At 28.6% G+C, this 17,860-nt stretch carries 14 protein-coding genes; all 14 read left to right on the top strand.

The features are described 5' to 3' along the window. The first annotated feature begins 608 nt into the window (after positions 1–608). Positions 609–2,174, top strand: a complete 1,566-nt coding sequence (locus T546_RS0117380) for an O-antigen ligase family protein (RefSeq protein ID WP_034599805.1) — start codon at positions 609–611, stop codon at positions 2,172–2,174. Positions 2,175–2,427: 253 nt separating this feature from the next. Beyond that, positions 2,428–4,404: a pyruvate formate lyase family protein gene (locus T546_RS0117375; RefSeq protein WP_026892716.1), complete on the top strand. Its 1,977-nt coding sequence runs from the start codon at positions 2,428–2,430 to the stop codon at positions 4,402–4,404. Continuing rightward, a complete protein-coding gene (locus T546_RS0117370) occupies positions 4,394–5,155 on the top strand; it encodes a 4Fe-4S cluster-binding domain-containing protein (protein ID WP_026892715.1) in 762 nt (253 codons plus the stop codon). Before T546_RS0117375 ends, T546_RS0117370 begins: the two co-directional genes overlap by 11 nt. A 13-nt stretch (positions 5,156–5,168) precedes the next feature. Next, positions 5,169–6,596 (top strand): flippase, encoded by a 1,428-nt coding sequence (locus T546_RS0117365; RefSeq protein WP_026892714.1) that lies wholly within the window; start codon positions 5,169–5,171, stop codon positions 6,594–6,596. A gap of 32 nt (positions 6,597–6,628) precedes the next feature. Then, positions 6,629–7,480: an aldolase/citrate lyase family protein gene (locus T546_RS0117360; RefSeq protein ID WP_026892713.1), complete on the top strand. Its 852-nt coding sequence runs from the start codon at positions 6,629–6,631 to the stop codon at positions 7,478–7,480. Beyond that, complete coding sequence (locus T546_RS0117355) at positions 7,443–8,690, top strand: type III PLP-dependent enzyme domain-containing protein (RefSeq protein WP_242842253.1); 1,248 nt, start codon at positions 7,443–7,445, stop codon at positions 8,688–8,690. The genes T546_RS0117360 and T546_RS0117355 overlap by 38 nt, the downstream gene beginning before the upstream one ends. Before the next feature lie 66 nt (positions 8,691–8,756). Next, positions 8,757–9,449 carry a sugar transferase gene (locus tag T546_RS0117350; protein ID WP_026892711.1) on the top strand — a complete coding sequence of 231 codons (693 nt, stop codon included), beginning with the start codon at positions 8,757–8,759 and terminating at the stop codon, positions 9,447–9,449. 38 nt (positions 9,450–9,487) lie between these two features. Beyond that, complete coding sequence (locus T546_RS0117345; protein WP_034599802.1) at positions 9,488–10,420, top strand: branched-chain amino acid transaminase; 933 nt, start codon at positions 9,488–9,490, stop codon at positions 10,418–10,420. Positions 10,421–10,433: 13 nt separating this feature from the next. After that, positions 10,434–11,210: a glycosyltransferase family 2 protein gene (locus T546_RS0117340; RefSeq protein WP_034599798.1), complete on the top strand. Its 777-nt coding sequence runs from the start codon at positions 10,434–10,436 to the stop codon at positions 11,208–11,210. 7 nt (positions 11,211–11,217) lie between these two features. Further along, a complete protein-coding gene (locus tag T546_RS0117335) occupies positions 11,218–12,045 on the top strand; it encodes a glycosyltransferase family 2 protein (protein WP_034599795.1) in 828 nt (275 codons plus the stop codon). A 44-nt stretch (positions 12,046–12,089) separates the two neighbouring features. Further along, entirely contained in the window at positions 12,090–13,322 is a 1,233-nt protein-coding gene (locus tag T546_RS0117330; RefSeq protein ID WP_166429833.1) for an O-antigen polymerase, read from the top strand. Between the two features lie 177 nt (positions 13,323–13,499). Beyond that, positions 13,500–14,432, top strand: a complete 933-nt coding sequence (locus T546_RS23885; protein WP_051629932.1) for a glycosyltransferase — start codon at positions 13,500–13,502, stop codon at positions 14,430–14,432. A 65-nt stretch (positions 14,433–14,497) separates the two neighbouring features. Further along, positions 14,498–15,682 (top strand): nucleotide sugar dehydrogenase, encoded by a 1,185-nt coding sequence (locus tag T546_RS0117320; RefSeq protein ID WP_026892706.1) that lies wholly within the window; start codon positions 14,498–14,500, stop codon positions 15,680–15,682. A 255-nt stretch (positions 15,683–15,937) separates the two neighbouring features. Continuing rightward, entirely contained in the window at positions 15,938–17,806 is a 1,869-nt protein-coding gene (locus tag T546_RS0117315; RefSeq protein WP_026892705.1) for a polysaccharide biosynthesis protein, read from the top strand. The last annotated feature ends 54 nt before the right edge of the window (positions 17,807–17,860 follow it).

Below are 17,860 nucleotides of genomic sequence, written 5' to 3'. Positions count from 1 at the left end.
TTTAAATTTCGTTTAATAATTTATATTGATTAATCTTTAGTTCTATCTGTAGTGCTTCAGAAAATTATACCAATAAATTATTGAAATCATTTATGTGCATTCTTGATAAGTGAGGCTAAAGGGGCAAAATAAAATAATGATTGCTAATGCTAATCTTAGTGTGAGGTTATAAATCTCTAATCAACGCCAGAAAATTAAATATTTACCTCAAATAAGAAGCATCAATGAATATTACGCTCGAAGTTTGCTCTTTTTTTCATAATTGGTTTTATTCTCCCTAATTATATACATATCATTTTTGGAGAGTATATAGATATTTTGTTAAAAGGGGAGATTTTAAAGATTTATTACAAAAAAAATGGAAAGTTAAAGAAATATTTTCAATATTTATCGAAAAAAAGTTATAGTTTATACAATGTAAAATTTAAAATCAACAGCTATTTGACTATATTACTTTTCGTTTAATGTAATTATATGTAAAATTATGATAATTTACATAAAAATTGTAAGAATAAATATAATGCATAAAGTTGCTTTATATTTATTGTGATGATATACTTAAATGAGAAAAAAATGTAGTAAATTAGAAAAAAATGGAAGGAACAGATATGAAGGAATTAAACATTTTAAGCCATGAAAATAATAATAACTTTAGGTTTATATCTTTTCTAATTAATGTATATGTAGTATTAATAGGCTTTGGGCTACCTTTGGTTGTTAGAGATAAATATTTTGATATTCTTATTGTTAAGTATTACTTTTTTTGTACATGTACTATTGCCATGATTATTATACTAATTGGTTGTATTGTATATAACAAAACAAAAAATGTTAACTCAGTAAAAAAGGGAATATATAAGACATTTATAAAAAGTATTACATTGGCTGATTTTTTTATATTATTATTTTATGCTATTAGTGTTATATCTACAATAACTTCAGATTATGTATATGAGTCATTCTGGGGGAATGAAGGTAGATTGACAGGTTTGTTTCTAATCACTTGGTATATAGTATCTTACTTTTGTGTTAGCAGGCTTTGGTCATTAAAAGATAAATATATTGATATTATACTTTTTGCAGGATTGTTGGTTTGTATATTTGGCATCACTGATTATTTTCAAATGGATATTCTAAATTTTAAGGCTCCGCTAATAATTGAGGAACGTAACATATTTACATCGACGATAGGTAATATAAATACTTATACAGCATATATAGGTATAATTGTTGCAATGTCAACCGTATTATACACGTTAAGTAAAAGCATTAAGCAGTCTATATTTTATTATATGTGTATGATTATAAGTTTTTTTGCAATTATTATGGGGGCTAGTGATAATGCATATCTAAGTTTAGTATCATTGTTTGTCTTACTTCCACTTTTCCTATTTAATAATAAAAACAGTCTACAAAAGTACTTGATAGTTATAGCAACTTTTCTTACCGTGGTTCAGTGTATTGATTGGATTAATACATATTTTAGCAAAAATGTAATAGGAATTAATAGCGCATTTAATATAATTATTAGTTTTAAATGGCTACATTTATTAGTAATTATTCTGTGGATCATTGTTATTGCTTTCAAGTATATCTGTTGTAAATATTTCAGAGAAGAAAAAGAATATGGTAATATTCTAAAGTACATATGGTTACTTTCTTTAACTATATTGTTAGTGATTGTTTTTTATATTATATATGATGCAAATGTCTTAGGAAATGCTTTGAAATATGGAAGTTTAAGTTCATATCTTTTATTTGATGATGATTGGGGAACCAATAGGGGTTACATATGGAGGAATGCTATAGAATGCTTTTCAGGGTTATCAACTTGGAAAAAAATCTTTGGTTATGGTCCTGAAACATTTGGCATTTTATTGTTGGCTAAAACAGCAAATAATCCATATAAGTTATTATTTGATAGCGCCCACAATGAATACATTCAATTGCTACTTACGGTCGGTTTTGCAGGACTTTTATCTTATTTGATGTTTCTGATATGTAGTATACAAAATTGCATTAAATGTAGAAGGAATAATCCTTATTTTATGGCTGTTACATTTGGTATTATTTGTTATAGCATTCAAGCAGTTGTTAATATTAATCTACCTATTACTACTCCCATATTTTGGCTTCTATTGGGTATAAGTGCTTCACAGGAAACAATTAGGTAAAAATTTAAACAGCTAAGTATAATGCTTAATAAAAATATAAGTTTTTTTAAATATAACTTGCTGACAAATATATTTTATTAAAGAAAACTTAAGTAAATAGTCTGTTATTATAATGGTATTATGATTGTACTTACAAAGTATAAGTGCTATACTATAACGATGGTATAAGTTTAGTATAATGCTGAATATATTTAAATAGGTACAGCCCACTCTAACGCAATTTTTATTAATATTAGATTTGAGGATAATTTTTATGAATAAACTTTTAGAGTACGAACATTTGATCTATGATAGAGCTCGAGGAATGAAAAAAATAAATAGAAACAAATCTAAAATTGCCTTAGTAATAAATGCGATATTTAGTTCCCGGGTGATTTTGGAGAAAAGGACTAAAAAAGAACAACTATTATTGATGTTAAAAGAAATTAAGCTTATGTGGAATGAAACTAGATATTATTATTATATTGATGAAGATTTAATACTGAGTCATAATGATAAATTATTAGGAAATATGCCGATTGATTATTCGAAATGCTCTTATTGGTCTATTGCAGATTTGCGAAAGTATCATCAATCTCTAGATAATGACAAATATGATGATTTGTTAGATGCTATAGAAATATATATTAAAAAAATTGCTGATTATATATTTACATTTCAAACTTCAAAATCCAATTATTTAGCTAATAGAATCTTGAAGATATTGACACACCGGGCTAGTGATTTAGAAGATTCCTTTCAAAGAATATTAATCTGGAACTCATTATTTCATCAGAGTGGACATACATTAATGGGATTAGGACGATTGGATAAGATATTAAACGAAATAATTAATGATAGCGTCAATAATGAAGACACGGAAGTAATTAAGGATTTTTTAATTATCTTACATAATCATTATGAATATAAAAGTCAAGAATTGCTTGGTGATACTGGGCAGCTTATTATACTTGGAGGGCTTGAGGAAAATGGTGAATATTTTTGTAATTGGTTGACGTATGAATTTATAAAAGTTGTTATAAACTTAAACCTACCTGACCCTAAGTTAATGCTAAGGGTTTGTGAAAAAACTCCTATTGACTTATTAGAATTAGCAGTTAGATGCATGATTACAGGTAATGGAAGCCCTATTATTTCTAATGACGATGTAGTTATTCCCAAAATGATAGAATTTGGGTATGCAAATGAAGATGCTTACAATTATTGTGTTTCAGCTTGTTGGGAGCCACTTGTTCCAGGAAAAACATTAGATCAAAACAACTTAATTAATATTAACTTTGTAGAACCGTTAAAAAAAACTATGGACATGGCAAAAACATTTCACTCCTATGAACAATTTTTGGATTTCTACTTAGAGCAATTAAAAGTATATTCTATGGATATAGTAAGCCAGATTGAGTCGATTAAATGGAGTGAAGACCCATTGCTCTCTATGTTTTTTACTGAATGTGTTAAAAGCAAAGTTGATATAGCATTTGGAGGTGCTAAGTATAATAATTATGGTTTATTAACTATAGGGCTGGCCTCAACTGTTAACTCATTAATAAATATAAAAAAATATGTTTTTATAAATAAAGAATTAACCATTAGTCAATTAAATGAAGCTATTAAAAATAATTATATAAATGATAATGAAATACGCAAAAGACTTATGAATATTAGGCCATATTTTGGCACTGATAATGAGGAAGTAATAGAATTGACAAATAGGATATTTAATACTGTTAAAACAGTCATAAGTGTGAAGATAAATTATCTTGGTGGAAGATATAAAGTTGGTTTGAGTTCACCCTCATATCTTACAGGTGGTAAAGAAATTGGGGCGACATGTGATGGACGAAAAGCAGGAGATGCTTTCGCCACACATATTTCGGCGTCCCAAACAACAGCATTTACAGAAATAATGTCATTTGCTTCTAAAATAGATTATGGAAATGGTGGCTTTAACGGTAACGTTGTTGATATAATTTCTACTCCTGATTTTATGAATAAGAATTTTGATAAGTTTATTATATTTTTACAAATCGCAATTAAACAAGGTTTTTTTCAAATGCAGATGAACATAGTAAGTAGCAATACGCTGATTGATGCTAAGAATAATCCTGATAAATTTCCTGATTTAATTGTCCGTGTATGGGGGTTTAGTGCATTTTTTAGTGATTTACCTGAGGAATATAAAGACATTCTTATAAAGAGAGCTCTGGAAAATGAGAGTATATATGACAGATAATAGGGGGTTACTAATTACAAATATTCAACGATTTAGCTTACATGATGGTCCAGGTATACGTACCACAGTTTTTTTAAAAGGATGTTCTTTGCACTGTCCATGGTGTTCAAATCCAGAAAATATAGAGTTTAATATAAATAAACAGGATGTAAATTTTCAAGGACAGTGGTGGGGGATTGACGATTTATATCAAGAGGTAATGAAAGATAGAATCTATTATGATACAAATGGTGGTGTTACTTTTTCTGGAGGAGAGGCGTTACTTTGGATGAAAAAGTTAGTGCCTCTTCTGGACCGTTTAAAGAAAGAAGGAATTCATCAATGTGTTGAGACTGCTTTATTTGTACCTACCTCTCTAACTAAAATTGCATTAAATTATATAGATCTTTTTTATGTAGATATTAAAATTTTAGATGAGTTATATTGTAAGAGTATCATAGGTGGTAATATAAATGAATATTTGAATAATCTAAGCATCTTATATGAGGGTAAAGCTAATATCGTTTTTCGAATTCCACTAATTAGCCCTTATACCTCGAGTAAAAAAAATGTACAAGATATTGTTAATTTAGTTAGTAGCTTTAAAAACCCACATGTAGAACTTATACTTGGACATAATTTAGCAGAAAAGAAGTACTTAGCATTAAATAAATCAATGTATTACGCACCTCCAATCTCCAATGCAGAAGTTGAGGAGATAAGACAATTTTTTTTGAATGCAGGTGTAGAAAATTTGGTTTGTAAAATATAAAGGAATTAAAAGAATGAAACCTAAAAGTATTAAAATGAATTATATATATAATACAGGATATCAGATACTGAATCTAATTGTACCATTATTAACAACCCCTTATATATCCCGTGTATTGGGGGTTGATGCAATCGGTATTTATAGTTTTACAGCCTCTATAGTATCATATTTCACTCTGTTTGCAGCTATGGGAACGGCAACTTATGGTCAAAGAGAAATATCATATTTACAAAATGATCGCAAACAAAGAACTAGAACCTTTTGGGAGATAGAACTTTTAAGTATAATAAGCACGTTCTTTGTTTTGGCTTTATACTTTATATTTATTTTAAGTAAAGGATTTTCTTTAATATATATTATTCAAAGCCTATCTATTATAGCGGTGGCCACTGATATTACATGGTTATTTGCTGGTATGGAAGAATTTGGGAGGATAGTTGTTCGTAATTTAATTACTAAATTACTAAATATTTTATTCGTGTTTCTCATGATTAGGTCAGTAGGTGATTTAAATTTATACATCTTTGGTTTGTGCTTTCTTGTATTTTTAAATACAATATCAATATGGCCTTCTTTAAAACTATATGTAGATTTGCCTGAATTCAATAAATTAAGGCCACTTCGCCACTTTAAATTTGTTATGTCATTATTTATACCTACCATTGCAATTCAAATCTATACTGTACTTGACAAGACAATGATAGGTATTTTTACGAATGAACCCTCCGAAAATGGGTATTATGAGCAGGCTTTAAAATTATCTAAAATGGCATTAACTATTGTAACATCATTAGGAACGGTTATGGTACCTCGTATTGGACATTATTACAATAAAAATGATATTGAGAATGTTAAGCTTTATTTGTATAGAGGATATAATTTTGTTTGGCTTTTAGGAATACCTTTATGTTTTGGTTTAATTGGAGTATCTGGAAATTTAGTTCCCTGGTTTTATGGAGATGGATATGATAAAGTGGTTGTACTTTTATCCATTCTTGGCTTTTTGGTTTTAGCTATTGGTATAAACAATGTTACTGGAATACAATATATGGTTCCCACAAAACGACAAAACTATTTTACTTTAAGTGTTTGCGTTGGAGCTATTATTAATTTTATGATGAATTTAATTTTAATACCGCGCTTTCAATCAGTTGGTGCATCACTTTCGTCAGTAACTGCTGAAGTAATTATAGCGACCTTGCAGCTATATATTGTAAGGAAAGAACTGTCAGCATTAGTAATTATAAAAATGTGCAAAAATTATTTGATGGCAGGTATCATAATGTATATTTTTTTGAGGATTTTATCTTTTTATTTAGTCCCATCATTAGTAAATTCTTTGATATTAGTAACGATTGGTGCTGTAGTTTATATTTTAATGTTAATTATTTTAAGAGATAAGTTTTTTATTGATAATTTTAAAAGGCTTTTAAAGAAATAAATGAAACAATAATTATAAGGTGGTTAAGGATTATGTCTCTAAAGTTAATGTATATAACAAACAAGCCAGAGGTGGCAATTATTGCGGAGAAATACGGTGTTGATAGAATTTGGGTTGACTTAGAATGGAGAGGCAAGGAAGAGCGACAGAAAGGTTTAAATACTGTTAAATCAAATCACGTAATAGAAGATGTATCTAATATTAAAAATTGTTTAAAAAGTTCAAATCTACTTGTACGAGTAAATTCAATCTATGAGGAATCACAGAGAGAAATAGATGAGGTGATTAGACGGGGGGCAGACATAGTAATGCTACCAATGTTTAGAACGATAGATGAAGTAAACCGCTTTGTATATTTGGTTAATGGTAGGGCTAAGACTATGCTCTTAGTAGAGACTATAGAAGCCAAAATGAATTTAAAAGATATTGTTAGAGTTCCGGGAGTAAATGAAATTCATATAGGTTTGAATGATTTGCATTTAGAATATAAAAAAAAGTTCATGTTCGAATTACTAGCTAATGGAATTATCGAAGAGATGTGTGCTACAATAAAGGATGCCAAAATTCCGTATGGTTTTGGTGGAATTGCTCGCTTAAATGAAGGTAAATTACCGGCAAAGTATATTATATCAGAGCATTATAGATTAGGCTCCGAATGTGCAATTCTATCAAGAGGTTTTTGTGATTCTTCTAATATGAACCTTGATCAAATTGAAGAGATATTTCGGATTGGAATTAGTGAAATTCATGAATATGAAAAATTAATTGAGTTATCGTCCAAAGAGTGTTATTCGTCTAATCAAAAATTGGTAAAGGATTTGGTTAATAATATTTTAGTGGAAATAAATGAAAGGGACAGAAAGATTAATGAAACTAGATTATAAATTTTTAAAGCAGATTGAAAAAGAATATGGAGAAACCTTTTATATTTTGGATACCGAACAATTTAAAAAAAATTACCTAGAACTAAAGGAGACTTTTGAAGAAAGGTACTCTAATTTTTGTATAGCATATTCATATAAGACAAATTATATTCCAAGGCTGTGCAAGATGGTAGATGATCTTGGAGGTTATGCAGAAGTTGTATCGGATATGGAGTATGAGTTAGCGAAGCGCATTGGTGTAGAACCTGAAAGAATCATTTTTAATGGACCTTACAAAGACCAAGATGCAGTTAGAGAATTATTACTTGCAGGTGGGACTGTTAACATTGATTCAAAGAATGAATTAAAACTGATTTGTAAAATAGCTGAAGATAATGTAGACAAAACAATTAATGTTGGAATACGCTGTAATTTTCCTATTAACGATAACTTAATCTCACGTTTTGGTATAGATACTAATACTAGTGAAATTGATGATATTATATCATCTGTAAAACATTATACCAATATTAATTTAAATGGATTACATTGTCATTTTGCGACAAGAGATTTAAATACTTGGCATACCCGAACAGAAAGAATTATAAGTTTGGTAGAGGAAAAGCTTGATATGATTCCTGAACGCATAGACTTAGGCGGTGGGTTGTATGGAAAAATGGGTGAGGAATTAAAAAGGCAATTTGATTCATATATACCATCTTACGTTGAATATGCTGAGATAGTGGCAAATGAATTTGCACAAAAGTATAGCGGTATCAAGCCTATGCTTTTTATTGAACCTGGGAGTGCATTAGTAGGAGATGTAATGAAATTCGCTACTAAGGTAGTATCTATAAAAAATATTAGAGGAAAGTATATAGCTACTTTATTAGGAAGTATTTACAATATAAATCCAACCTTGAACAAAAAAAATCCTCCCATAAATGTTTATCATAATAATGACTCCAATTTAGAATTATTTAATAATATTGATTTTGGAGGTTTTACTTGTATTGAATCAGATTATCTCTATCGTAATTATACAGGAAAATTAGCTGTTGAGGATTACATAGTATTTGATAATGTAGGGTCATATTCCATAGTATTAAAACCTCCTTTTATTTTGCCGAACTTTTCCGTCCTTGAATATGATGGAGAAGAGGTTAGGTTAATAAAGAGAAAAGAAAATTTTGATGATATATTTCATACTTATAGCTTTGAATTCAATTAAGTTTATTGTGAATTTTTATTTTTATAAGTACACTTTTTCGTAATAAAATATAGGAGTCATAAATTTATGTATAAATTTAGAAAATCAGATCTTTATTTCAAAAGGGGATTAGATATATTAATTTCAGTTACGTTATTATTATTGTTAATTCCTTTATTTATAGTAATATCGCTTTTTTTAAAGATTGATTCAAGGGGGCCCATTTTTTTTAAGCAAGCCCGCTTATCTTTAAATGGTAAAGAGTTTATGATATTAAAGTTCCGTACGATGATTGTAAATGCAGAAAAGACAGGAGCTGGTCTGTTTAATTATTCAAATGATCCTAGAGTGACAAGATTTGGTGATTTTTTAAGAAATACTAGCTTAGATGAGCTTCCTCAGCTAATTAACGTAATTAAAGGGGATATGAGTTTGGTTGGACCAAGACCTTGTGTAACATATGAATTAGGTGACTATGAAACCTTAAATAGACGATATAAGAGACGTTTTAGTGTTTTACCTGGTATAACAGGTTACGCCCAAATTAAAGGAAGAAATGAGATAACGTGGGATGAAAAGGTTAATCTAGATAATGAGTATATTGACTTATTTATAAAAAGAGGTATACTAATAGATTTATTAATTCTTGTAAAAACATTTTCTAGTGTATTTAAGAGAAATAGCATATATGAAGATAAAATATCTGGTATCATTGATGACCAAGAGTCTGCAAAAATGCAAGAAATCGAGATAATCAGAAGAGCACATCAGGAAGAATAAATCAGTAGCTAATAACGATATAGAGAGGAGTATTAATTATGGCAAAATTCACAGTCGATGAGCGTAGGGTGTGGTTAGGAGGTAAAATAGTGCCTGTAAATGAGGCTAATATTAATGTATTATCTCCTACATCACAATTTGGGTTGAACGTTTTTGAAGGAATTCGATGCTATTGGAGTGATAAGAAACAAAATCTGTATGCATTTCGTTTAAATGATCATTTAAAAAGACTTAAGAGATCACAAAAATTAATGCAGCTAGAAGATAAATATACAATAAAAGATTTGGAAGCTGCATTATTTAATACAATTATTGCTAATGAATATAGAGAAGATATCTCGGTTAGACAAACAATATTTGTAGATGGATTTGGCTCATGGGCTTCACATGGAACCATAAATATGTTTATTTCACCCATACCAAAAGCAAAATCAAATTCTGAATATAATAAAAATGGATTGAATTGTTGTGTGAGCTCTTGGCAACGTATTAATGATAATTCAATATCTCCAAGAATTAAGTGCGGTGCCAATTATATCAATAGTAGGATGGCTCAAATAGAAGCCTTAAATAATGGCTATGATACTACTATATTTCTAAACAACCGTGGAACGGTAGCAGAAGGTCCAGGGTCTTGTATATTTATAGTAAGGGACAATGTACTAATTACACCGCTTATAACAGATAGTGTTTTGGAAAGTATAACTCGTGATACAATAATAGTTATAGCGAAAGAACTGGGTTTAGCAGTTCAGGAACGGAGTATTGATAGGACGGAACTGTATTTGTGTGATGAAGCTTTTTTATGTGGTTCTGCAATGGAGATAACGCCAATCTTTTCTATTGATAAGTATCTGATAAATAATGGGGAGAAGGGCCCGATTACTGATAAAATACATAAAGAATATTTGAGAGTTGTAACTGGTGATTCACAGGAGTATTCTAAATGGCTTACTCCAATATATAGTTAATAGGTAGAATATAATGAGTTTAAATAGAAACTTTGAAAATGGTTTAGTTTCAGTTATTATTCCTGTATATAATGCGGAGCGATTTTTAAAACAATCAATAGAGTCTGTTATAAATCAAACCTATAAAAAAGTTGAAATTATAATCATTGATGATTGTTCAAAAGATAGCACACCTTTGATTATAAAGCATTATAGTGAATTATATAATAATATTTCTTACTATCGTCAAGTTAATAATCAAGGAGTTGCAGTAGCCAGAAATATTGGTCTTGACTTAGCTTGTGGACAGTATGTAGCTTTTTTGGATAGTGATGATATATGGGAACCTATAAAAATAGAAAAGCAGATTTTATTGATGGAGAGCAAACGAGCATCAATTTCTTATACAGCAATTGTAATGATCGATGAACAGGGAAATGTAATTAGAAAAAAACGAAACGTAATTAATAAGTTGGATTATAATATTTTATTGAAGAATACAGTGATTGCTACTTCATCTGTTATAGTAGATAGAAATTTTCATGGTGTATTTCACATGCCAATGCTAAGATCTGGACAAGATTATGCAACCTGGCTTTTTTTACTGAGAGGTGGTGCAGTGGCATACGGAATAAATGAGGGGCTAGTGAAGTATCGAATTACTAAAGGGTCATTATCATCTAATAAACTTAAAAGTATTAAACAAGTTTGGTCTGTTCAAGTATATCAAGAGAAAGTGAATATAATTAAAGCTTACTATAACACATTTTGGTTTATTCTTAATGCATTAAGAAAATACTTAATAAAGTGAGATTAACATGGATAAGAAAAAGTATACTTATGTAATTGTAGTTTTAACTTACAGAGACCATAGTGATTTACTTGAATTGTTTGAGAGTCTTAAAAATAAATTTAAGGATTATAAAATAATAATCGTTAATTCTTACTATGATGAATATTCTGAAACGGAAATACGACAAATTGCTATAAAAAATAACTGTGATTTTCTAAGTATAGATAACAAAGGTTATAGTTATGGAAATAACAAAGGAATAGAATATTGCAAAGCTAATTATATCTTTGATTTTTTAATTGTATCAAATCCAGATATAATAATAAGAAAAAATGATTTAGATTTTGATCTATACAAACATAATGAAGTGGTATTTGCTCCTCAAATTGTAACTCTGTCAAAAAAAAATCAAAATCCATATTGGGCAGTAAATTTTAAAGCTGCTGAGTTTTTTATTTATTATGGTTATAAACGAAAAAAAACACTAATTCTCTATTGCGGACTAGCATTAAATAAAATTATTAGAGTATTTTTTTTATTAATAATTAAAATTTTTAAAGTAAATAAAAAAAGTATTTTTGCAGCACATGGAAGTTTTATAATTTTTTCGAAAAAAGCTTTAGATAAAATTAATATAGTATATGATAATAATATGTTCTTATTTGCGGAAGAAGCCCTGTTAGCTCATAAGTTAAAACATTTAGGTATAAATACCGTATTTACAACAGATATTTTAATTCTTCATAAAGAAGATGGAAGTGTTGGAATATCTAATATTAATGAAAATAATGAACTTAGAAAATCTATTATTTACTATTACGAAAAAATGCAATCAAAAAGTGAATTAATATAAAAATAACATAGAGGAGTAGCAACATGTTCTTTATTTGTATTATTATGATAATACTTTTTAATACCATAAATAAACAATATTTAAAAACCAATTATAAGATATTAAATCCTTTGTCTATTTTTATATATGTTTGGTTTTTTGTTTTGATTGTTCATAAATTATATTTTGAAAAACAGTATTATACAAATACAGCTTATATACTTATTTTAAGTGGAATTACAGCCTTAGCCATTGGATTTTGGTTATTTGCGAAAACGAATATAGTTAATGTTAATAGATGTAGTTATGTATATAATGAAGATATAATGAAGAAGATATTGTTTATATTAACAATAATTGAGATTTTACGTCTAATATATATGTCCTATGTTGTATTTTCATTAGCTGGATCTTTTTCTATGTTTCTATCAAATAATACCTATGTAAGAAATTTGTATCTAGTTAGAGAAAGTGGACTAATAGAAAACTTCACAGAGTTTTTTTTGAATATTAATGCTATGTTAGGATATGTTACTGTTGGAATATATTCAACAATCAATAAGAAAATAAAAATAAGGTATATCTTTGTATGGAGTCTCTTGGAATTACTATATGCTATAGTAACTATGTCTAAAATGTGTTTCATAGTCTTTTTGTCAGTTTTATTTATAACATGTATGAATAATTTAATAAATATAAAAATACAAAAAAGGATATTTTTGCGATATATTCCTATTTTGGCATTGGTTATTTTTGGTTTTCTTTTAGTCATTGGTAAGCAAAGAAATTATAGTCAATTTGGTGAATCAATCATTCAAGTTGTAATCAATAAAGCATTTTTCTATTTTTCTGGTTCTGTAGAAGCTTTAGCAAAGTACATATCACTATATACTAGCGAAGTTGCACTTGGTAAAAATTCCTTTACTATATTCTATCGAGTTTTATCACGTCTAAATATCGTTAGTAATAATAGTATTCTTTCTTCACACTCGGAGTTTATAGATATTGCGCATGAAAGTACTAATGTATATACTTTTTTTAGAACATTCTATATGGATTATTCATTTGCAGGTTTTATAATTGGACCTTTTTTGATGGGAACAGTTGCAGGATTATTTTATAATCCTAAACGTACCAGTTTTTTCTGTGATGTATGTACATCGTGGATTAGCTCGGTTTTAGCATTGTCTTTTTATTCATACATGTGGGGGCAATCTATTTATATAATTATTTTACTATATGCATATTTTATAGATAAGGTATTTGGTGAAAAGTTATATTTAAAACAGGATTTTTAAATAATGTTTAAGAAAGAGATTGGGAGTATTATTGATTTTCTTTCATAGTAATTTAAATATGGCAGAGAATATATTTATTTCTTAATTACTATAGTTATATTGTTTTATTTTTAAGTTTATTATATATCTACTAAGATATGCCATCTAGTAAAAGTTTCTTAGAATGGAGTTGTAATTATGAAGAAAGATTTTAAGTTTTCAGTTGTTATTGTAACTTATAATAGATTAGAACTTTTAAAAGAGTGTCTAGAAAATGTCATAAATCAAAATAAAAAGTTTGATGAGATTATTATAATTAATAATTGTAGCACGGATGGTACTGATAAGTATCTATCTAAAATTAAAGATGATTGTGATATACTAAATATATATACCACAGAAAAAAATATTGGTGGAGCAGGAGGATTTTCACTAGGGGTAACTAAAGTTGATAATAATATGGACTATGTATTACTAATAGACGACGATGCCATGTTAGATCCTTGCTTCTTAAAGAATATATATGATGAAATTGAGGAGAGTATCTTTGCGTATTCTGGCCCGGTATTGGTTAATGGCAATGTAGATACATCTCACCGTAGAAATCTTGTAAATTCTATTCTCATGCAAAAAAAAGATGTTAAAATTGATGAATATAGTAGTTCATCCTTTCTTTATGACTTATCTACTTTTTGTGGTTTAATGGTTAGTACTGAGGTAATCCATAAAATAGGTCTGCCGCTTAAAGAGTATTTTATTTGGTATGACGATACAGAATATTCAATGAGAGTCATTAAATATACCAAAATTAAGAATGTTAACAGTGCTATAATTTATCATAAAACTACAATTGATGAAAATAAAAGATTGAATTGGAAAAGTTATTATGGATATAGAAACGCAATAGATATGGGTAAGAGGCATTCAAGATTTGCTCTTATCTATACAAGCTATAGGTATATATATCATTTGTATAGATGGATATATTATAAAGTTAAGTCATTTAGAAAATCTGAAAATCAGGCCTATTTTATATTTTGTAGTAGGCTTAACTTAGATGTCATTAAAGATTCAAAGGCACATAGATTGGGGATAAATAAATACTATTACCCAGGCAAAGTTGTTGAGTAATTATAATTCACATTAAATACTGATTAATAAATTTAAGATATCTATGTCAAGAAAGAGGTAATTAGATGAAAATTACAATAGTAGGAATTGGTTATGTTGGATTATCCAATGCAATACTTTTATCTCAACATCACGAAGTTTTAGCTTTAGATGTTGTGGAAGAAAAGGTTGATATGATAAATAGTAAAGTTTCACCGCTTATTGATGAAGATATTTCTACGTATTTAAGTAATCGAAAACTAAATTTATTTGCTACAATTGACCCTCAAATGGCTTATCAAGGTGCAGACTATGTGATAATATCAACACCTACTGATTATGATCCAGAAAGAAATTATTTTGATACATCAAGTGTAGAGATTGTTATACAGCAAGTCATGGAATATAATCCTAAAGCAACTATGGTAATTAAATCCACTGTTCCAGTTGGATTTACTGCAAATATAAGAAAGAAATATAATTTAGATAATATTATCTTTTCCCCGGAATTTTTAAGAGAGGGGAGGGCATTATATGATAATCTCTACCCTTCAAGAATCGTTATAGGCTGTCCGAGGGGGAATGCAAAATTAAAGTCCAAAGCAGAGCAATTTGCTTGTATATTGCAAGAGGGTGCCATAAAACAAAATATACCGACGTTATTTGTGGATTTAACAGAAGCAGAAGCAATAAAATTATTTTCAAATACTTACTTAGCTTTACGTATAGCTTTTTTTAATGAATTAGATACATATGCAGAAGTGAGGGGGTTAAATACTGCTCAAATAATTGAAGGTGTTGGTTTAGACCCTCGTATTGGAGGGCATTATAATAATCCATCATTTGGATATGGAGGCTACTGTTTGCCTAAAGACACAAAACAGCTATATGCCAATTATAAAGATGTACCTAATAATATAATAGGTGCTATAGTAGATTCTAATACGACAAGGAAAAATTTTATTGCCTCACAAATACTTCTCCTTAATCCAAATGTAGTGGGAATATATAGATTAACAATGAAGGCCAACTCTGATAATTTTCGCCAGTCCTCGATTCAGGGAATCATGAAACGGATTAAAGCTAAAGGTATTGATGTTATTGTATTTGAACCATCAATAAAAGAGGATTATTTTTATAATTCTAAGGTATATAAAAACTTGGATGAGTTTAAACGTATTTCAGATGTAATTGTAGTGAATCGTTATGATAATGTATTGGACGATGTAAAAGAAAAAGTTTATACTAGAGATTTGTATCAAAGAGATTAATAAATATTACTATATAAATACTGTTAAGTGTTTTAATAGAAAGTTCCATCAATTACTCTCCTTTTTGCTATTTCTTATTTTGATATTTGATTGTAATAACTGATCTAGATATTCTTAATTCTATTAATTACAGTTGAATTAAGAAGTATTTATATTAAAAAACTTGATGAGTAACATTTAGGAAACTATTATAGGAATACTGTTATTAATATATATTTATATTAGCTGATAAGATTATAAAAGGGGAAAAGTTAAATGACACATCTTAGTGATTTGAGTGCTAGACATAGAAACTTTAGAAAGATTATGTATTTAATATTCGATATATTAATAATAGTTGCCAGTTCTTTTCTAGGGGTATGGGTACGTTTCGATTTTAATATTGCGAATATACCTAATGAATATATTATGGCAATTATTAAGATAATACCTTTTTATATATTGTCTACAATATTTATTTTTTGGTTAATGCATTTATATTCTATTCTATGGTCAATGGCAGGCTTTAGAGAAAGCATATATATTTTTACTGCTTGTTTTATGGCGAGTTTAGTGCAAGTTGCCATTGTAACTATGTTACAATTAAGTCTTCCTAGGAGTTACTTTGCCATTTGTTTTGTATCTGTTATTGGATTTGAGATGTTATTGAGATTTTCTTATAGAGCATTAAAGAGCCTTGACCTACAATTAAAGGGTATTAATGACAAGAGAAGAATAATGATAGTTGGTGCAGGGAGTGCTGGAACTGCATTGCTTAAAGAGGTTCGAAATAGTCAATATACAAAAGGCAGGGTAATATGTTTCATAGATGATAGTGAATATAAGGTGGGAGAGATACTTAATGGTGTTAAAGTATATGGTAATAGAGATGCCATTCCTGATTTAGTTGAGAGATTTAATATTAATGATATCTATATAGCTATGCCTTCTGTTTCTGCTAATGAAAGGAAAGAAATAATTAAAATTTGTAAAGTAACTAGGGCTGATGTAAAGGTTCTTCCAGGTATGTATCAATTGGTTAATGGAGAAGTTTCGGTCTCGCAATTAAGAAATGTTGAAATAGAGGATCTTCTTGGCCGGGAGCAAATCAAAACTAATCTCGATGAAATTATGGGATATATAGAAGGAAAAACGATATTGGTTACAGGAGGAGGAGGTTCTATCGGTTCAGAACTTTGTAGACAAATTGTAAATCATAATCCTAAAAAATTGATCTTATTTGATGTTTATGAAAATAATATATATGATCTACAACAAGAATTAAATACAAAATATAAAGATATTGATATTGAGTATCTAATCGGATCGGTTAGAAATAGTAATAGAGTAAACTCCATCTTTGAAAAATATAAACCCAGTATAGTTTTTCATGCAGCAGCTCATAAACATGTACCTTTAATGGAGGATAGTCCTAATGAAGCAATAAAAAATAATGTATTTGGAACCTACAAGACTGCACAGGCAGCTGATCGCTTCGGAGTAGAACGTTTTGTACTTATTTCAACAGATAAGGCTGTTAATCCAACAAATATTATGGGAGCTTCTAAACGCATGTGCGAAATGATCATTCAAATGATGGCTAAACGGTCTCGCACAAGATTTGTTGCTGTAAGGTTTGGTAATGTTCTTGGATCTAATGGATCAGTAATCCCCTTATTTAAAAAACAAATTGAACAAGGTGGACCTGTGACTGTTACCCATCCTGATATAATAAGATATTTTATGACTATACCAGAAGCAGTTTCTCTTGTTTTACAAGCAGGAGCTTATGCAGAAGGAGGGGAAATTTTTGTCCTAAATATGGGAGAACCAGTTAAAATTGTTGATTTAGCTAAAAATCTTATAAAATTATCAGGTTATGAGGCAGGAGAAGATATTAAGATTGAATTTACAGGATTAAGGCCAGGTGAGAAATTATATGAAGAAATACTTATGGATGAAGAAGGATTAAGAGAGACGCCGAACAAGTCAATATACATAGGTAAGCCATTAGATTTTGACCATGATCATTTTGAAAACCAATTAAAAGAACTTTATACTATAGCTAATAGGGATTCTGATAGTATAAAAGAGGCTGTTACCTATATTGTACCAACTTATCATCTAAATAACTTAGATTTATAGAAATAATAAAGGCTAGACTAAGTTTTATAATAAAGTTTTATTTACATAAAAAGA

The sequence above is a fragment of the [Clostridium] aerotolerans DSM 5434 genome, from assembly GCF_000687555.1.
Taxonomy (GTDB): Bacteria; Bacillota; Clostridia; order Lachnospirales; family Lachnospiraceae; genus Lacrimispora; species Lacrimispora aerotolerans.
Note: the sequence above shows the minus strand (reverse complement) of the source record. Positions and strands in the feature narration are given on the sequence as shown.